Annotated in this window: 15 protein-coding genes; 7 read left to right on the top strand and 8 right to left on the bottom strand. The window is 71.2% G+C overall.

Annotation, left to right across the window (positions count from 1 at the left end; translation table 11 throughout):
* Positions 1-111: 111 nt before the first annotated feature.
* Positions 112-477, bottom strand: a complete 366-nt coding sequence (locus FPZ41_RS27355; protein ID WP_322620799.1) for an MGMT family protein — start codon at positions 475-477, stop codon at positions 112-114.
* A 185-nt stretch (positions 478-662) separates the two neighbouring features.
* Here FPZ41_RS27355 and FPZ41_RS27350 point away from each other — a divergent pair, with 185 nt between their 5' ends.
* From FPZ41_RS27350 to FPZ41_RS27340, 3 genes are all read left to right on the top strand, one after another.
* A complete protein-coding gene (locus FPZ41_RS27350; RefSeq protein ID WP_152866325.1) occupies positions 663-3,446 on the top strand; it encodes a lysylphosphatidylglycerol synthase transmembrane domain-containing protein in 2,784 nt (927 codons plus the stop codon).
* Between the two features lie 90 nt (positions 3,447-3,536).
* Positions 3,537-5,084 carry an alpha/beta hydrolase gene (locus tag FPZ41_RS27345; protein ID WP_152866324.1) on the top strand — a complete coding sequence of 516 codons (1,548 nt, stop codon included), beginning with the start codon at positions 3,537-3,539 and terminating at the stop codon, positions 5,082-5,084.
* Positions 5,085-5,229: 145 nt separating this feature from the next.
* Positions 5,230-6,783 (top strand): alpha/beta hydrolase, encoded by a 1,554-nt coding sequence (locus tag FPZ41_RS27340; RefSeq protein WP_152866323.1) that lies wholly within the window; start codon positions 5,230-5,232, stop codon positions 6,781-6,783.
* Positions 6,784-6,890: 107 nt separating this feature from the next.
* Here the strand turns inward: FPZ41_RS27340 and moeZ are convergent, their stop codons facing one another.
* The 7 genes from moeZ to FPZ41_RS27310 all read right to left on the bottom strand — a co-directional run bounded on the left by moeZ (position 6,891) and on the right by FPZ41_RS27310 (position 16,209).
* Positions 6,891-8,069 carry an adenylyltransferase/sulfurtransferase MoeZ gene (gene moeZ / locus FPZ41_RS27335; protein WP_322620798.1) on the bottom strand — a complete coding sequence of 393 codons (1,179 nt, stop codon included), beginning with the start codon at positions 8,067-8,069 and terminating at the stop codon, positions 6,891-6,893.
* Between the two features lie 63 nt (positions 8,070-8,132).
* Positions 8,133-8,882, bottom strand: coding sequence for a spherulation-specific family 4 protein (locus FPZ41_RS27330; protein WP_152866322.1), 750 nt, complete (start codon positions 8,880-8,882; stop codon positions 8,133-8,135).
* Complete coding sequence (locus FPZ41_RS27325) at positions 8,870-9,829, bottom strand: NAD-dependent epimerase/dehydratase family protein (RefSeq protein WP_152866321.1); 960 nt, start codon at positions 9,827-9,829, stop codon at positions 8,870-8,872. Before FPZ41_RS27325 ends, FPZ41_RS27330 begins: the two co-directional genes overlap by 13 nt.
* Positions 9,830-10,062: 233 nt before the next feature.
* On the bottom strand, positions 10,063-11,298 hold the full coding sequence (locus FPZ41_RS47310; RefSeq protein ID WP_228023010.1) for a hypothetical protein: 1,236 nt from the start codon (positions 11,296-11,298) through the stop codon (positions 10,063-10,065).
* On the bottom strand, positions 11,295-13,325 hold the full coding sequence (locus FPZ41_RS47305) for a DUF3492 domain-containing protein (RefSeq protein WP_322620797.1): 2,031 nt from the start codon (positions 13,323-13,325) through the stop codon (positions 11,295-11,297). Before FPZ41_RS47305 ends, FPZ41_RS47310 begins: the two co-directional genes overlap by 4 nt.
* Positions 13,326-13,600: 275 nt before the next feature.
* Positions 13,601-14,701, bottom strand: a complete 1,101-nt coding sequence (locus tag FPZ41_RS27315) for a DUF3152 domain-containing protein (protein WP_407698824.1) — start codon at positions 14,699-14,701, stop codon at positions 13,601-13,603.
* Between the two features lie 386 nt (positions 14,702-15,087).
* The gene (locus FPZ41_RS27310) at positions 15,088-16,209 is read right to left on the bottom strand and encodes an alpha/beta fold hydrolase (RefSeq protein WP_152866320.1); all 1,122 of its coding nucleotides are present in this window, start codon (positions 16,207-16,209) and stop codon (positions 15,088-15,090) included.
* Between the two features lie 248 nt (positions 16,210-16,457).
* On the opposite strand from FPZ41_RS27310, the gene FPZ41_RS27305 reads away from it, so the two are divergent.
* The 4 genes from FPZ41_RS27305 (at position 16,458) to FPZ41_RS27285 (ending at position 18,717) form a co-directional block, all read left to right on the top strand.
* Entirely contained in the window at positions 16,458-16,673 is a 216-nt protein-coding gene (locus FPZ41_RS27305) for a hypothetical protein (RefSeq protein ID WP_134029470.1), read from the top strand.
* Between the two features lie 437 nt (positions 16,674-17,110).
* Entirely contained in the window at positions 17,111-17,752 is a 642-nt protein-coding gene (locus FPZ41_RS27295; protein ID WP_131565245.1) for a TetR/AcrR family transcriptional regulator, read from the top strand.
* A gap of 157 nt (positions 17,753-17,909) precedes the next feature.
* Positions 17,910-18,137: a DUF3107 domain-containing protein gene (locus FPZ41_RS48680; protein ID WP_181587019.1), complete on the top strand. Its 228-nt coding sequence runs from the start codon at positions 17,910-17,912 to the stop codon at positions 18,135-18,137.
* Between the two features lie 310 nt (positions 18,138-18,447).
* Positions 18,448-18,717, top strand: coding sequence for a hypothetical protein (locus FPZ41_RS27285; protein WP_152866317.1), 270 nt, complete (start codon positions 18,448-18,450; stop codon positions 18,715-18,717).
* Positions 18,718-18,820: the final 103 nt, after the last annotated feature.

Below are 18,820 nucleotides of genomic sequence, written 5' to 3'. Positions count from 1 at the left end.
GCGCGGCACGCGCGTCCCTCGTCCCACGAACGTACGCCATGCCACGGACGTGCCCCGCTTCCCCCGTACGAGTCACAGGTCACCGCTTCGTCCGCCCGGTGCCGGAAGCTGTCAGATGTGATCCTGGCCGCGTTCGCCGCCGTCCCATCGCGCCCGCTTCATGTCGACCCGTGGCGTATGACCCTCGGAGGCGCGGCTCGCCTCGCGCAGGGGGGTGCCCTCGGCGCGGTAGTGCCCCAGGGCGTCCAGCTCGTGGCCCGGCAGCAGCACGCCGTCCGCGCGTATGACCCGCCACCACGGAACCGCTCCCCCGTAGAGAGCCATCACACGTCCCACCTGGCGTGGGCCCCCCTCCTCCAGCCACTCGGCGACGTCGCCGTACGTCATGACGCGCCCGGCCGGGATCATTTCGGCGACCTCAAGGACCCGCTCCGCGTAGTCCGGCAGGGCGTCCGATGGAAGGCTCTCCTCACTCATCCGGCCCATACTGCCCGACCCCACCGACAATGGGGCGGAGCGGCGGCCGGGCTCAACCCTCGCCCTCGCGGTGCGCTTGGGGCAGACTGTGCGACCCCGTATTGCACCCTGATGCCCGAGTGTGTCGACGGGGCATGCCACCATCGTGCGGGCGGTGACCGGTGATACGAGACCAAGAAGAGACCATGAGGCAGCAGAGCGTGCACCCAGAAGACGCTGCGGGCACCTCTGAGGCGTCGTCGCGTCCGGACACCGCCGACGAGGGCACGACAACCGACACGTCCCCCGCCCGGGAGACGACCGGCAAAGCGACCTCCCAGAAGACGTACGAAAACGAGAAACAGCAGGTCGAGCGAGACGCGGAGGTCGTGGACGAGGCGTACGCCGACGAGGTCGAGGGCGACGAACCGCTGCTCCCCGCGCGCGTGCACCGCCCGTCGGACCTGATGCGGCTCCTGGTGGGCGTGCTCGCGGTCGTGGTGCTCCTGGCGATCGCCGCGTTCGCGCACGGCACCACGTCCGGGCTTGAGCAGGACATCAACAAGGGCACCGGTCAGGCGCCCGATCTGCTGATCAAGCTCGCGGGGCTGGCGTCGAGCATCGCGATCCTCCTGGTCCCGGTGGCCTTCGCGATCGAGCGGCTGATCAAGCGCGATGGGCTGCGCATCGCCGACGGTGTGCTCGCGGCGGTCCTCGCGCACGGGGTGACGCTCGCCACGGACCTGTGGGTCGCCAGAGGGGCCCCGGAGTCGATCCAGGAAGCGCTCACCCAGCCCTCGCCCGGCGACATCCATGCCCTCACGGACCCGGTGCACGGCTATCTCGCACCCGTCATCGCGTACATGACCGCAGTCGGCATGTCCCGCAGACCCCGCTGGCGCGCGGTGCTGTGGATCGTGCTGCTGCTCGACGCGTTCTCCATGCTGGTCACCGGGTACACGACACCGTTCTCGATCATCCTGACGGTGCTGATCGGCTGGACCGTGGCCTACGGGACGCTGTACGCGGTCGGCTCGCCGAACGTGCGCCCCACCGGGCGGACCCTGATGGCCGGCCTGCGGCACGTCGGCTTCAAACCCGTGAGCGCGTCCCGCGAGGAGGTCCCGGACACGGCCGAGAGCGGCGACCGGGGCCGCAGGTACTTCGTGACGCTGGAGGACGGCTCGCCGCTGGACGTCACGGTGGTCGACCGGGAGCAGCAGGCGCAGGGCTTCTTCTACCGCGCCTGGCGCAACCTGACGCTGCGCGGCCTCGCCACGCGCCGCAGCCTGCAGTCCCTGCGTCAGGCCCTGGAACAGGAGGCCCTGCTCGCCTACGCGGCCATCGCGGCCGGCGCGAACGCGCCGAAGCTGATCGCGACCTCGGAACTCGGTCCGGACGCCGTGATGCTCGTCTACGAGCACACCGGCGGGCGCACCCTGGACTCCCTGTCGGACGAGGAGATCACCGACGATCTGCTGCACGACACCTGGGACCAGGTGAAGGCGCTGCAGTCACGGCGTATCGCGCACCGCAGGCTCGTGGGCGACGCGATTCTGGTGGATGGTTCCGGCACGGTGATCCTCACCGATCTGCGGGTCGGCGAGATCGCCGCCGGAGACCTGCTGCTGCGCATGGACGTGTCCCAGCTGCTGACGACGCTCGGCCTGCGGGTGGGCGCCGAGCGCGCCGTGAGCTCGGCCGTGAGCGCCCTCGGCCCCGACGCGGTGGCCGACTGCCTGCCGCTGTTGCAGCCCATCGCGCTGTCTCGTTCCACGCTCGCGACGCTGCGCAGGCTGGCCCGGGAGCGGGCCGAGCGCGAGCGTGAGGCGGTCCTGGAAGCGTCCCAGCTCGCCAAACAGGCCCGCGTGGAGGAATCCCAGGCACTCGCGGCCGGCAAGTCCGCCAAGAAGGCCGTACGGGCCGAGCAGCGGGCCGAAAAGCGCGCGATCGACGAGGCCATGGAGGAGGCGCGGGAGGAGGACCTGCTCACCCAGATCCGCCACCAGGTGCTGCTGATCAGGCCGCAGGCTCCGGTCGAACCGGCCCGCCTGGAGCGGGTCAGGCCGCGCACGCTGATCAGTTTCATCGCCGGTGCGATCGGCGCGTACTTCCTGCTGACGCAGCTCGCCCACATCGAGTTCGGGCCGCTCATCGAGAACGCCGAGTGGGGCTGGGTCGCCGCGGCCGCCGCGTTCTCCGCGCTGAGCTATGTCGCGGCGGCGATGAGTCTGCTGGGCTTCGTGCCCGAGCGGGTGCCGTTCCTGCGGACCGTCGCGGCGCAGGTCGCCGGATCGTTCGTGAAGATCGTGGCGCCCGCCGCGGTGGGCGGCGTCGCCCTCAACGCGCGGTTCCTGCAGCGGTCGGGGGTGCGACCGGGGCTCGCGGTGGCCAGTGTCGGCGCGTCGCAGCTGTTCGGACTGGGCTGCCACATCCTGATGCTGCTGTCCTTCGGCTATCTGACGGGTACCGAGAAGACGCCCTCCCTGTCGCCGTCCCGCACGGTCATCGCGGGCCTGCTGACGGTCGCGGTCCTCGTGCTCGTGGTGACGTCGGTGCCGTGGCTGCGGAAGTTCGTCGTCACGCGCGTGAGGTCACTGTTCGCGGGTGTCGTGCCGCGCATGCTCGACGTGCTGCAGCGGCCGCAGAAGCTGGTCACGGGCATCGGCGGCATGCTGCTGCTCACGGGCTGCTTCGTGATGTGTCTGGACGCGTCGATCCGGGCGTTCGGCAGCGAGAACATGCCCTCATTGAGCATCGCCAGCGTGGCGGTGGTCTTCCTCGCCGGCAACGCGCTCGGGTCCGCGGCGCCGACCCCGGGCGGTGTGGGCGCGGTCGAGGCCACCCTGACCGTCGGCCTGATCGCGGTGGGGCTCCCCAAGGAGGTCGCGGCGCCCGCGGTGCTCCTGTACCGGCTGCTCACGCTCTGGCTGCCCGTGCTGCCGGGCTGGCTGGCCTTCAACCACCTGTCACGCAGGGGCTCGCTGTAGGCACGCGCGCGTGGACGTCCGAAAACGGGTACTCACCCGCCCGGCCCTCGCCCCGAGCGCACCGGACGGAGCGCGGCCAGGATGGGAGGCATGCCCATCCCGCCCCGGCTACGTGCCGCCGCCCTGATCGCCACAGCCGTCCTGCTGTGCCCGCTGCTGGCGGGCTGTGGCGGCGACGACCCCAAGGACAAGAACCTGACGGGCCAGAAGCTGAGCTGGAAGGACTGCCCGGCACCGTCCGCGTCCGAGGGCGGAGGGGCGGCACCCTCACCGCTGCCGAACGGTGGCACGTGGCAGTGCGCCACCATGAAGGCGCCACGCAACTGGAGCGAACCCAAGGGCGACACGATCGATATCGCGCTCATCCGGGTCAGGACGAGCGGTAGCAACAGCCGGCGCATCGGCTCCCTCATCTTCAACTTTGGCGGCCCCGGCGGATCCGGTGTCACAGGTCTGCCCGCCTTCGCCGACGACTTCGCGGAGCTGCGCACCCGATACGACCTGGTGAGTTTCGACCCGCGCGGGGTCGGCCGCAGCGCGGGCATCGAGTGCAAGGACGCCCGGCAGCTCGACAAGTTCCTCCAGCTGGACATGACACCCGACGACACTGCTGAGGAGAGGAAACTCCTCGACGGCACCGAGTCGTTCAACGCGGCCTGCGAGAAGCGCTCCGGCGCGATGCTCCCGCACGTCCGCACCACGGACGCGGCCCGCGACATGGATCTGATGCGCGAGGTCCTCGGCGACCGCAAGTTGTACTACTTCGGCATCTCGTACGGCACCGAGCTCGGCGGCGTGTACGCCCACCTGTTCCCCAAAAACGTGGGGCGCGCCGTCTTCGACGCGGTCGTCGACCCGACGCAGAACTCGGAGCAGGGCGCTCTCGGGCAGGCCAAGGGCTTTCAGCTCGCGCTCGACAACTACGCGCGGAACTGCGTCTCGATGAAGGGGGGCTGCCCTGTCGGGGACACCCCGCAGGATGTGAAGAACCGGATCGCCGAGTTGCTGAAGACTCTCGACGCCAAGCCGATCCCCGGCGTCCTCTCACGCCGGCTGACCCAGTCGCTCGCGACGGACGGAATCCTCCAGGCCCTTTACTCCCAGGAACTCTGGAAGTACCTGACACAGGGCCTGTACCAGGCGTACCAGGGTGACGGAAAGGTGCTGATGCTGCTGGCCGACTCCCTGAACGGACGCAACGAGAACGGCGAGTTCAGCAATCTCATCCCGGCGAACGTCGCCATCAACTGCGCGGACGACAAACCCCGCTACACCGTCAAGGACGTGACGGCGAAGCTGCCCGAGTTCCGGGCCGCCTCCCCTCTCTTCGGCGACTCCCTGGCCTGGGAGATGCTCAGCTGCAGCGACTGGGCCGTGCCCGGCGCCGCCAACCACCCCAACGTGAGTGCGCCCGGGGCCGCTCCGATCCTCGTGATCGGCAACACCGGCGACCCGGCCACACCGTACGAGGGCGCGAGCCGGATGGTGAAGGCGCTGGGCAAGGGGGTCGGGGTCGAGCTCACGTACAAAGGGCAGGGGCACGGCGCGTACATCAGCGGGAACACGTGCGTACGGAACGCGGTGGACGCCTACCTGCTGCAGGGGAAGGTGCCCGCGCCGGGGACCGTCTGCTCGTGAAGCAGATCACCCGGGCCGCAAACCCATAAAAGTACAGGTCACAGAGTTATCCACAGGCTGCCGCACCGCTCGTGGCGATACGCCTACCATGGCATGACTGTCATCCGGGACATCAGGCGGACGACGAAGCGAGGGGGGATTGCTCATGGCGCGATTCGGAGGGTGGACGGCTCTGGCCGCCGCCGCGGTGTTGATGGCCGGCTGCAGCGGCGGCTCGGCCGGGGACCGCTCGAACGACGGGAAGAGCGACGCGGGAGCGTCGTCGGCCACGTCGCCATCGGGTACGTCATCGGAACTGCCCGCCTCGCTCACCTCCCAGAAGCTCGACTGGGGCCGCTGCAAGGCGACGTCGGACGGCCCCGCACCCGGCGGCGACTGGCAGTGCGCCACATTGAAGACACCCCTCGACTGGAACAAACCGGACGGGGAGACGATAGGGCTCGCGCTGATCCGGTCGAAGTCGACCGGCGGCCAGGGCGAACGCACCGGCTCGCTCCTGTTCAACTTCGGCGGTCCCGGTGGCTCGGGCGTCTCCATGATGCCCTCGTACGCCGACATCGCGAGCAGCCTCCACGAGCGGTACGACCTGGTGAGCTGGGACCCGCGCGGGGTCGGTGCGAGCGAGGGCGTGCGTTGCCGCAGCGACCAGGACATCCAGGCCGCGGAGTCGGTGGACGCCACACCGGACGACGCGGCCGAGGAGAGGGCGTACCTCAAGGACGCGGCCGACTTCGGGGCGGGCTGTGAGAAGGCGGCGGGCAAGCTGCTGGCACACGTCTCGACGACCGACACGGCCCGCGACATGGACCTGATGCGCCAGATCCTCGGCGACAAGAAGACCCACTACTTCGGCATCTCGTACGGCACCGAGCTCGGCGGCGTCTATGCCCACCTCTTCCCCAAGAACGTGGGCCGTCTGGTGCTGGACGCGGTCGTCGATCCCAGCGCCGACGCGGTGGGCCACGCCAAGAACCAGGCCCGAGGCTTCCAGCGCGCCCTCGACAACTACCTGAAGTCGACGGGCCAGGATCCGAAGGAGGGCACGCAGAAGATCGTGAACCTCCTGAAGCGAATCGACGCGAAGCCACTTCCAACGTCGTCCGGCCGCGAGCTCACCCAGACGCTGGCCGTCACCGGCATCGTCCTGCCGCTCTACAGCGAACAGAGCTGGCCGACCCTGACCAGCGCACTCGACGCGGCCGAGGGCGGCGACGGCTCCGAGCTGCTGGCGCTCGCCGACGGTTACAACGAGCGCGACCCCTCCGGCCGCTACGGCACGACGACGCACTCACAGCGGGTCATATCGTGCCTGGACCAGAAGCAGCGGCCGACCGCCGAGGAGACGAAGAAGCTGCTGCCCGAGTTCCGCAGGATCTCGCCGGTCTTCGGGGACTACCTGGGCTGGGACACGGCGGGCTGGTGTCACAACTGGCCGGTGGAGGGCCAGTACGACACAACCGAGGTGAGCGCTCCGGGAGCCGAGCCCGTGCTGGTCGTGGGCAACACCGGGGACCCGGCGACGCCGTACGAGGGCGCGAAGAAGATGGCGGACGAGCTGGGCGACGACGTCGGTGTGGAGCTCACCTGGAAGGGCGAGGGCCATGGGGCGTACGGAAGCGGGAGCGACTGCGTCGACTCGACGATCAACGCGTATCTACTGAAGGGCACGGTGCCCGACGACGGCAAGGTCTGCTCGTAGCCCGAACGGAGGGCGGGTGGCCCACGCCTGCGCCGCCGCTGCCCGCACGGGCAGCGGAAAGGGGCCCGGCACACGTGGCGCCGAGCCCCTCCGTGGAAGACGTGCGCCTAGTAGACCGGCTTGTGCGGCTCGATCTGGTTGATCCAGCCGATCACGCCGCCGCCGACGTGGACCGCGTCGGCGAAGCCGGCCGACTTGAGGACGGCGAGGACTTCCGCACTGCGGACACCCGTCTTGCAATGCAAGACGATCTTCTTGTCCTGCGGGAGGCTCTCGAGGGCGGAGCCCATGAGGAACTCGTTCTTGGGGATCAGCCGGGCGCCGGGGATCGAGACGATCTCGTACTCGTTGATCTCGCGGACATCGATGATGTCGATGTTCTCGCCGTCGTCGATCCACTCCTTGAGCTGCTTGGGAGTGATCGTCGAGCCGGCGGCCGCCTCCTGGGCCTCCTCGGAGACGACACCGCAGAAGGCCTCGTAGTCGATGAGCTCGGTGACGGTGGGGTTCTCGCCGCAGACCGCGCAGTTCGGGTCCTTGCGAACCTTGACCTGGCGGTACTGCATCTCCAGGGCGTCGTAGATCATCAGGCGGCCGACCAGCGGCTCACCCGTGCCGGTGAGGACCTTGATGGCCTCGGTGACCTGGATGGAGCCGATGGACGCGCACAGCACGCCCAGGACGCCGCCCTCGGCGCAGGAGGGGACCATGCCGGGCGGCGGGGGCTCCGGGTAGAGGCAGCGGTAGCAGGGGCCGTGCTCGGACCAGAAGACCGAGGCCTGGCCGTCGAAGCGGTAGATCGAGCCCCACACGTACGGCTTGTTCAGCAGCACGCACGCGTCGTTGACCAGGTAGCGGGTCGCGAAGTTGTCGGTTCCGTCGACGATCAGGTCGTACTGGCTGAAGATGTCCATCACGTTGTCGGCCTCGAGCCGCTCCTCGTGAAGGATCACGTTCACGTACGGGTTGATGCCCTTGACCGAGTCGCGCGCGGACTCGGCCTTGGAGCGGCCGATGTCGGCCTGGCTGTGGATGATCTGGCGCTGCAGGTTCGACTCGTCGACCTCGTCGAACTCCACGATGCCGAGCGTGCCGACGCCGGCCGCGGCCAGGTACATCAGCGCCGGCGAGCCCAGGCCGCCGGCGCCCACGCAGAGCACCTTGGCGTTCTTCAGCCGCTTCTGCCCGTCCATCCCGACATCGGGGATGATCAGGTGGCGGGAGTACCTGCGGACCTCGTCTACGGTGAGCTCAGAAGCGGGCTCGACCAGGGGTGGCAGCGACACGGGGACTCCGTTGGTCGGTCAATCACTACAGTTGTTCTCTCCGTAACACTGCCACGCCTTTTTTCATTCCGAGACACCTGGTCCAACCAGCGAGACGATGTCGTCCCAGTAGCCGGGCATGGTCTCCCAGGGGTCGGTGCGGCCGCCGCGGTCCGTGCGGTCGGTGAAGTAGATCGTGGCCGCGCCCTGCCATCGGGCGATGCGGAGGGCCTCGTCGAGGTGGCCGCGTGGCACGCCGTGCACGAAGTGGCAGAAGCGTTCGGGCGGATGGTCGGCGGTCCACTCGGCCACCTGCGACCAGCGGTAGTCGCTCCAGGGCCCGGAGTAGGTCACCAGCTGATCGGCGTGCTCCACATATCCGGGGTACGGGTGGGTGCCGTGGCCGAGGACGATGTGTCCTCCGTCGAGCAGTTCCCGAAGCGCGGTGACCGTGCGGCGGACCTCGGGGAGCGCAGTGCGCTCGGTGGGGCAGCGGTTCAGGACGAAGCCGTCGACCCGGTACCAGCGGAGATACCGGTAGGCGTCGGAGAGCAGTTCGCCCAGCGTGCGTGCGCCGTACGTCGTATCCAGATGCCCGAGGACGCGGACACCCGCGTTGCGCAGCCGGCCGGCCGCCTCCAGGCACAGCGGGTCGGGTCGCGTGCCGGGCCCACGGCTCACGTTGAGGACGACCCAGTGCAGAGGGGTGCCGGGGCGGGTGAGTCCGCCCCACTCCGCCGGTGCGAGAAGGGGGTGCGCATAGCCGGGGATGCCGAGGCCGAGGACCGCGCCGGTGCTCGCGGTGCCGACGGCGGTGCCGGTCAGATACGGCATGCCGCCTCCATCCAGATGTCGGCGAGGGACTCTTCGAGGTTGATGCGGGGTCGCCAGCCGAGCCGGTCGCGGGCCGTGCGTACGTCGGCCTGCTGCCAGCTGCCGCAGCCGTCGGGGTAGGGGTAGGCGACGAGGCCGGCGTGGTCCGGTTCGGGGCGGGGGTGCCCGATGGACGGCCTGATGTGCCCGGGTGGTCCGTCGAGTTCGTGCAGGGCGCCGCCGTAGCCGGCGACGCGGGCGAGGACGGCGGCGGCATCGCGGAGACGCACGGCGCGACCGGAGCCGATGTTGATCACACCCTGGGCCGCGGAGAGCGAGGCGGCGTGGACGGCTCGGGCGATGTCGCGGACGTCGATGAAGTCGCGCTGGACGCCGAGGCCGCCGAGTTTGAGTTCTCCGTCGCCAGACTGCATGGCGCGGCGCATGGCCTCGGCGAGGCGCCCGAGCGGGGAACCTGCGGGGGTGCCGGGACCCGCGGGCGAGAACACGCGCAGCACGACGGCGTCCAGGCCGGAGCCGAGGACCAGTTCGGTGGCGGCGAGCTTGCTCACGCCGTACGGGCCGCCGGGGCGGGGCACGGCGTCCTCGGCGGTGGAGGAGCCGGGCTGGCTGGGGCCGTACTCGGCGGCGCAACCGATCTGGACGAGGCGCGCTCCGCAGCCGCTGCGGCGGAGGGCCTCGCAGACGGTGGCGACGGCGACGGTGTTGTGCCGGATGAGTTCGCGGGCACCGCCACGGGTGGCTCCGGCGCAGTTGACGACGACTCCGGGGTGGACGGCGTCCAGGAAGCGGGTGAGCGCGCCCGGGCTGCCGGTGGCGAGGTCGAACCGTACGTCGGCGTCGTCGCCGCGGCCGAGTGCGGTGAGTTGCACGGCCGGGTCGGCGAGCAAGCGGTCGGCGACGAAGCGGCCGAGGTATCCGTTGGCTCCGATCAGCAGGACCCTCATCGGGCGGCTCCCGGGGCGGATCGTCCGGTTCGGGAGGTGATCATCTGGCGTTCTCCTTGTGGGCTTGCCGTGGATCGGACGAAGGCCCGCGGTGTGGGACCCGCGGGAGGAATGTGCTGAGCACTCATCACTGGTCTCCGGGTGGGTCGGTCACGGCTCGGGGCTCCTCCGGTGGTGTGCCCTGGGCCGGGCGCGGTTCACGGGCGCGGCGGGGCCGGACGGCCGGCCGGAGTTCACGGTGCTCCGGAGGGCGCGGCGTGCGCCGAGGCCCGGGTCAGGGTGCGGGTGGAGTGGATCAGGAGGGCCAGGGCGGCGAGGCCACACGCCAGACCCGGGACGGCGCCCGGCCCCGAGGCATCGACGACGGTGCCGACGGGGACGGCCAGGAAGGAGCAGCCGGGCAGGCGGCTCGCGAAGACCGTGGCGAGGGCGATCACTTCGATGGCCCCCGCCGCACCGAGAGCGAGGGCCGGAGCGCGGGTGAAGCCGTGCACGGTGAGGAGTCGGGCGAGCAGGAGCAGCGCGCCGAGTGAACCGCCCGCGGCGTATGCGGCGGGCTCGCCCAGCGCCGCGCCGCACAGGGCGAGCAGCGCGGCCAGCGCGCACAGGAAGAGGGTGGGCACCGTGAGGAGCACGGGGCGCACGGAGTCGGCGAAGTCGGCCAGGCCGCGGCTCGCGGCCAGTTTGCGGCGGGCGCGTACGGAGAGGAGGTGGGCGCACCAGGCGGCCGGCGCGTAGGCGAGGGCGAGGGCCAGGGCGGATGCGGTGGCCAGGGGCCAGGGGCCGTGCGGGCCACCGTCGAGGCCCGCGTTCAGCAGGCCGTCCCCGAGGACGGCGTACGCCAGCAGCCACCCTGTCCAGGCGCGCGTGCCGCTCCTCGTGTCCGACGCGGCGCGCAGCGGGCCCCGGCGCAGCGCCATGCGCAGGCCCAGGAACACGGTGAGGGCGCCGACGGTGGTGATCAGGAGGCGGGGGCGGCCGTCGGTGAGCCGCACGCCTACGACGACCGCCGTGCACAGGGCGCCCGGCAGCAGGGCGAGCGCGGCCCAACCTGCGTGTGCGCCCGGCGCGTCGGGCCCGGCGGTCGCCGCGTTCTCCGAGGACCGGGTCTCCTCGTCTCGGGGGACACGTGCGTACATCTCCTCGGCGAGGGAGAACACGTCGCGGTGGCGGAAGCGGGCGGCGGTGCGGTCGGTCACGCCGTGTGCCTCCAGCCCGGCGGCGATCTCAAGCGGGTCGACGGCTCGCTCGCAGAGCGCGCGATGGCGGTGCATCAGCGCTTTGACCGGGTCGGCGCCACCTCGCCGGGCGAGCGGCTTCCGGCTTGCCGGCGTGGCCGAGGGGGTGGCCGGGTGGGAAGAGGATTCTTGGGAGGAGGATTCGTGGGAGGCGTGGGAGGCGGGTTCGTAGGAGGGCTCCCCGGCGCCCGGCGCCGCGGGCTCGGGAGCCATGTCTCTCAGCTCGCTCATCGCGCCGCCTCCCCCGCCGGGGCCGGTTCCCCGGACTGCACCGCGCCCGAAGCCGGGATCGGAGCCGCAGTCGAAGCCGCCCCGGCCGGAGCCGCCCCGACAGGAGCCGTCGCCCGCACCGGAACCCCGGGCGCGCGGCACGGGCGGCCCCCGGACTCCGGTCGGACCTCAGCCGCCGATCGGACCTCAGTTACTGGTCGGGCCTCAGTTACTGGTCGGACCTCAGTTACTGGTCGGACCTCAGCCGCCAGTCGAACCTCAGCAACCGGTCGGACCTCGGTCCACCGTCCCGCGATGTGGGCCTCGGCCGGAACGCCGAAGGGCAGCGGGTCGCCCATGTCGTCCACGAGCAGCCTCCGCACCGGGGACTGGGAGACGATCTCAAGGTAGATGCCACGAAACGCCTGGACGTTCTGCTCGACGGTGAACAGTTCGAGTGCTCGGGCGCGGGCGGCCGCGCCGAGGCGTTCACGGCGCTCGGGGTCGCGCAGCAGCGCCACGCACGCCTCCGCGAGCGCCCGCGGATTGCGCGGCGGCACGACGAGCCCCGTACCGCCGATGACCTCCACCACCGCCCCCACGTCGGTCGACACGGTCGCGCGTCCGCAGAACATGGCTTCGACGAGGCTGATCGGGAACCCCTCCACGACGCTCGACAGGACGATGACCGCCCCGGCCGCGTACGCCTCCGCCAGATCCGGCACTTCCGGGCCGCCGATCTCCTCGAACGACACCGGGTTGTCGCCGACCGCGTGAGCGCCCTCCGCCTCGTCGGGGAAGAGCTGTGCGGCCAGCACCCGGCAGTGGCCGAGGTAGGCCGCGCCCTCCGGCCCCTCGGCGGGGGCACCGACGATCCGCAGTCGCGCCCTCGGCTCGCTCCGGCGGATCTCCGAGAAGGCGTGCAGCAGGGAGATCAGGTCCTTGGCGGGTTCGATGCGGCCGATCCAGACGAGCGTGTACGGGTCGGCGCTCTCCGCGGACTCGCCCACGTCCCCGAAACGGGACGCGTCCATGCCGGGATAGACCGTACGGAGCTTCGCCCGGTCCGCGCCGCAGCGCTCCTGCCATCGACGGGCGTGGGTGTTGCCGGGCGTGATGCAGGCGGCCTGCCGGTACACCTCGGCGGCCAGCCGCCGGTGGAAGGCCGAGAGCAGCGCGCGGACCGGCGCGTCGCCGGAGGCCGCGAGGTAGTGCGCCCGCAACTGCACGCCGTACTCCGTGACCAGCAGCGGCACGTCCGAGAAGTGCCGGGCCAGCAGCCCGGGCAGTGCGGCCGAGCCGCCGGCCGCCGCGTGGCACAGGTCGACCGAGCCGAGGCCGTCGCCGTCGTACCAGTCGAGCGAGAGGGGGCGCAGGGCGCGTTCGAGGTGTGCGGCGACGGTGAGCAGATCGGGTACGCGCGCCTCCCGCGCCACACGCAGTGCGCCGGGTGCGCGACAGGCGCGTTCCAGAATGCGTACGGCGGCTTCCGAGCGCAGGGCGCCGACCAGTCCGCCCTCGTCGCGAGCGAGTTCGGCGAGCCCGTACAGCGCACTGCCGAAACGGTCCGCCTCAACGTCGGGGACACCCACGGAGTTCTCGGCGCCCCTCGCCTCCCGCCCAGCGCCCCCGGCTCCTCCGAGTCCGGCTCCTCCGAGTCCGGCTCCTCCGAGTCCGGCTCCTCCGAGTCCGGCTCCTCCGGCTCCCCCGATCCCGGCTGCCCCGGCTCCTACGCTTCCGACCGCCCCGACAGCGCCGGCCCCGCACACCGCCGCCACCAACTCCCCGTACGCCTCCGCGAACCGTCTCCGGGCCCGGCGGCCGTACACGACGCCGTCGTCCTCCGCGCTCCACAGCGGAGCGGTCCGTACGCGGCTGACCTGTGGCGGCAGTGGGATCCAGCCCTCGTCCTCCTGTTGCTCACTGCGGCTGAGCGCGTAGATGTCGAACTCGTGCTGCCCGAGTCCGCGTACGAGCCGGTCGCACCAGAGCCTGGCGTCACCGCTCACATACGGATAGCCACCCTCCGTAAGCAGTCCGATGCGCACGTGTGCACCCCCGATCTCCCGTTTGGGAGCCGCCATGGAACCGGCGGCTCGCAGCGGAACGAACGTATGCGGACATGACGGTGGCGCGACGGACGGTTGTCCGTCGCGCCACCAAAAGGGGTGAACGGTCGTGACTTTCGCGCGTGGGTAGCGTTTTGTCGCGCTAAGGAATCAAGCAGCCGCGTTTCGCCAGGTCATGAACAAGGGCCAATGACCAATGACCAACTCCCGCCGGGGAGCGCGACGCCGGTCCGGTGGGTCGGCCTGCCGGAGGCTCAACTTCCCGGGAACGGCCAGGGGTTGGCCCGGCAGCTGATCCCGCCATGGTCCAGGAACTTCGTCTGCTGCTGCATGACGGGGGCGAGATCGCCGTCCTTGTCGCAGGTCACATGGCCGTAGCCGAGGCGGTGGCCGACCTCGTGATTGATCAGCATCTGCCGGTACGCGAACATCTTGTCGCCGTACGTCTTGGAGCCCTGCGCCCAGCGGTAGGCGTTGATCATCACGCGGTCGGTGGCGGCGGAGTCGCAGGACACGTTGTCCACGGTCGTGTCGAGGCCCGACTTGGCGCACCAGTCGGCGGTGGTGCCCGGACTGGCCAGCGTGATCACGAAGTCCGGCTTCCCTGAGGAGATCCGCTCGAAGGTGCGGCCTCCGCCCTGGGCCCAACTCCGGTCGTCGTTCAGGGTCTTCTGCACGGCGTCCGCGAACAGCTCCGCGTCGAGGCCGAGTCCCTCCTCGACGTCGACGCGATACCGGTGCTTCTGCCCCGTGCCCGGCGCCCGGTCGAAGCCCATGACCGCCTGGAACTTCCCGCTCCCCCTGAGGTCGGCGGAGAGCGGGTACTGCTTGCCCATCTTCTGGTCGTACGTCAGCGGGGTCGCGCTCGGCGTCACGGACTGACGAGGCCGGTCGTCGCTCCGCGAGGCGGAGTCGGCGGAGTCGCGGTCACTGCCCTCGTCGGCCTGCGACTGCAAGGACACACCGTCACGACCGATGGTGACCTGTCCGGCCACGACGACGGCCAGCACGGTGGTGACCGCGGCGGCCGCGATCCCGGTGAACGTCCGCCCCTTGCCTCCCCTGCCCTTCCCGCTTCCCGGCGCCTCGCCCGGCAACGGCTCCTCGGCCTCGTCGGCCCCCTCGAAGGCGTCGAGGTAGGCCTGCCGCGGACCGGGACCAGGACCGGGAGCGCCGGACCGCCCCTCCCCGGACTCCGGCCCGTGGCCCGGGACGGGCTGCTGTCGCTGTCGCGGTATACGCGGGTCCGCGTACCCGGCCGGCGCCTCCTGCTGCATGGCCTGTGCGGGGCCCGCGGCGGCGAACTTCCCCCAGCCCCCGCCCTGTTCACGCTGCTCGGGGTGCCCGCCCCTCACCTGGGGTGTGCCCTGCGCCGGCGTGCCGTCGGGGAAACGCGGCGGACGCGGGACCCCGCGCGCCGGCGTACCGTCCGGCAGACGTGGAACCCCCTGCGCCGGCGTACCACCATGCGCACCAGGAGCACTGGGCGCGGCAGGAGCTCCGGGAAAGCGTGGGACGCCCTGCGCGGGCGTCCCGTCGTACATGCGCGGCGCCCCATGCGAGGGGGCGCCGTCGGCGAATCGGGGCACTCCCTGCGGGGGTGTGCCGTCCGGGTGGCGCGGTGTCCCGCGCACGGGCGTGCCGGTCGCCCCCGGCACCGGCGGCGCCGGGGCCACTGGTGTCTCGGTTGTCCCGCCCTTGGCGGGCCGCCCCCTGCGGCTGTGCCGTCCCACGCCGCGCCTCAACCTCCCGCGCCCGGGACGCCTGAACCGGGTTCGCCCGTACCGGACCTGTCCGTCCTGGACCTGTCCGTACCTGACATGTCCGTCCCGGAAACCGAGCCGACCGCGCCGAAGGCCGGACCCTCCGCACCGGAGGCCGCCCCGCTCTCGTCCGACGAACCGCTCAACTCCATCGTCTCCGCGAGCAGTTCACGGAACATCGTGGCCACCGCCTCCGGATACTCCATCATCGCCACATGCCCCGCGTCCGGCAAGGACAGCAGGCGGGAGTCGCGGAAGGTGCGGGCCGCTCGCTGGGCCATCCGATAGGAGACGAGCTGGTCACGGCCGCCGTAGACGAGGAGCGTGGGCGCGAGGACGCGCTCGGCCTGGCGCCAGAGGTTGTGCTGGCCGCCCAGGGTGTACGCGTTCACGATCCCGCGCGCCGACCGCGCCATCGCGTCCCAGAAGTACGGCAACTGCAGCCGCCGCTCCATCTCCTCCACCGCGTTGTGGAGCCCCTCCGGCGTCACACGCCCGGGGTCGCCGTAGCAGAGTTCCGTGACTCCCCGTACGCGCTGCTCGGCGGTCCAGCCCCGGGTGAAGCGGGTGAACAGCCGGGCCACCCCGGGCAGCGCCAGCAGCGCCGTGGGCACCGCGGTCCGCTGCACGCGGATCTCGGGGAGCGCGGGCGAGACCAGCGTCAGGGTGCGGACCAGATCGGGGCGTACGGCCGCGACCCGGGTCGTGATCGCACCGCCCATCGAGTTCCCGAAGAGGTGCACGGGCCCGCGCCCGGCCGCGTCGAGATAACGGATCACCGTGCGCGCGTGCCCGGTGACCGAGTAGTCGCCGTCGTCCGGCGGCGGGGAGTCCCCGAAGCCGGGCAGATCGATGGCCTCGCTGTCGACCAGGCCGTCGAGGAGCGGCATCAGCGCCGACCAGTTCTGCGAGGAACCGCCCAGGCCGTGCACATACAGGGCGGGCGACAGCCCTTCCCGCGCCGGCGGTCGCGACCGTACGGTCAGCGTGACCCCCGGCAGCCCGACCGACCGCAGCCGCTCACCGGCCGCGACCCGCACCGGGCTCGCCTTCGGTGTGACGGTGGCGGCCAGCGCGGACGGCAACTCGGTCGAAGACATGCGGCAATGTTACGAGACGATCACGCAGTGGCTCATGTGTTCGCCGTCACAGACACCCGTTGCCGGTACGGAAGTTAGCCCTCATGGCACGTCGGGGAGCCGTACGGTGGCCATTCGGACGGCACAAAACCGCAGGCGGATCACATAGCGCCGCCATCGCGTGTCTCCTAGGCTCGTACGCAGGGTACCCGCACATGACCCCTGCTTCTCCAGGGAAGCTCAGGGGTGTTCCGGGAAGGGAGCCCAGCATGACCGTCGACCCCACCGACCCCGAGACCCTCGGCGAGCCGAACGACACCGAGTTCGACGTCGAGGCACCCGAGGCCGACGCCGCCGAGCAGCACGCGGACCTCGCGCCGCACCGCGACGACCCGCTGACCGGCGTGGACCCGGACAGCGCCAACGAGGCCGACCGCGTCGAGCAGGCGCGGGTCGTCGAACTGGACGAGGACGATTACCGGTGACGGGGCAACGGCCGGCAGGAAAACGGCCCGCGGCAGGAAAGCGGCCCGCAGCAGGAGGACGGGCCACGGTAGACAGACGGCCCGCCGGCGAGGGGACGCCCCCCGGGGACCTCGGGGCCATGGGGGATACCGGCGACCACACTCGGCCCCACCCCGGCGAAAGAGACCCCGGCCGAGTCCACCCGGCAACAAGGCCGGGAAGCGAACCGGCAGGGCGGACGGCCGACCCGGGAGGCACTCATGACGGGAATCCGGAACGCGCGGAAGGCCGGGCAGTGCGCCCGTCTACCCGCCTCACCCCTGTTTGATGCGCTCCGCGCCATTTCCTCCCGCGTACGGTCCATGAAATTCTGCGCTGGCACCGCGCACACCAGGGTTACCGAAAAGTACGATGGCGGCGCGGCGCACACCGCATGTGGACGATTTTGGGAGGCGGCGTGACAGCCATCGAGCAGACAGAGGCGGCACGCCCGCGGGGCACTCGCCTGCCGCGCCGAGCCCGACGCAACCAGCTCCTGGGCGCCGCCCAGGAAGTCTTCGTGGCCCAGGGCTACCACGCGGCCGCGATGGACGACATCGCCGAACGCGCCGGCGTCAGCAAGCCGGTGCTCTACCAGCACTTCCCGGGCAAGCTCGACCTGTACCTGGCCCTGCTGGACCAGCACTGCGAGGCACTGATCCAGGCGGTCCGCGGGGCACTGGAGTCGACGACCGACAACAAGCAGCGCGTACGGGCCACGATGGACGCGTACTTCGCGTACGTCGAGGACGAGGGCGGCGCCTTCCGGCTGGTCTTCGAGTCGGACCTGACGAACGAGCCCGCCGTGCGCGAGCGCGTCGACAAGGTCTCGAACGAGTGCGCCGAGGCCATCTGCGACGTCATCGCCGAGGACACGGGCCTGTCGCGGGCGGAATCGATGCTCCTCGCCTCGGGCCTCGGCGGTCTCGCCCAGGTGGTGGCGCGCTCCTGGCTGCACAGCGACCGCAGCGTGCCGCGCGAGCAGGCGGTCCAGCTGCTGGCCTCGCTGGCCTGGCGGGGCATCGCCGGGTTCCCTCTGCACGGCAGCGAGCACCACTGACGCTCGCCACGTGCGGGGCCGTACGGTTCTTTGTTCCCGTCCCCTGTTCGCTCCTGGCGTTCTTGGTCGGCCGATGTACGTCCCCTCACCGGGCTAATGTGTGCTGGGTACGGCGCGGACGGCCGCGCACTTCACTGACCGTCGGAGGGACATAGCCGTGGAGGTCAAGATCGGCGTGCAGCACGCGCCCCGCGAGATCGTTCTGGAGAGCGGTCAGAGTGCCGAGGAGGTCGAGCACGCGGTGTCCGAGGCGCTGTCCGGCAAGTCGCCGCTGCTGAGCCTCGTGGACGACCACGGCCGCAAGGTCCTGGTTCCGGCCGACCGCCTTGCGTACGTGGAGATCGGCGAGCCCACCGCGCGCAAGGTGGGCTTCAGCGCGCTCTAGCACGCGGGAGCGCCGGCGGTACGCACGCGTACGCGGCAAGCACGGAAGGGGCCCGGTGGCGACGACTCGCCACCGGGCCCTTTCGCTGCGTGCCTTTTCGCCGCATGCCCCCTCGCTTGTGGGCCGCTGACTCGTGGGCCCCTTCACTGCTCCGCCTCTTCACTGATCCGCCCCCTCAGTGCTCCGTCCGGGCCTGAACTGCACAGATGGAGCACATCTCCCCCACAGGCGATGATTGCCCCGGGCAGGCCACGGGTAGGACGGGCTACGACCGATGATCTGCTCATGGCCGTGCGGGAGGGAACCCATCATGTTCTTGGAAGCGCTCGGCTCCGCGCTCCTCGGTCTCGCCCTTGCATGGGCGGCCCTGCACCGGCTGCCGCACCGCATGCCGTCCCGCACCCTGGTCCTGCCGACCGGTGTCGCCGGGGCGCTCTTCGGCGCGTTCCTCATGCACACTGCGCTGGGAGCCGGGCACCTCCTGGTCATCCTCACCGGCGCGCTGATCGTCTCCGTGGCCTCGCTGTCCCTGCTGCTCCGCCCCGCAGAGAGATTTCGGCGAAGGTCGGCGACGGCATAAGGCCGACCGCCGACCACGGCACCGGGGGTCCTGAGGGCGCGCCCCTTCTTCTCACGGATGCGGGGACCACGAGCACCCCGGCAAACCGCCCCGCCCCCACCAC

Source organism: Streptomyces acidicola (genome assembly GCF_009377235.1).
Taxonomy (GTDB): domain Bacteria; phylum Actinomycetota; class Actinomycetes; order Streptomycetales; family Streptomycetaceae; genus Streptomyces; species Streptomyces acidicola.
This window is presented reverse-complemented; position numbering and strand designations above follow the sequence as displayed.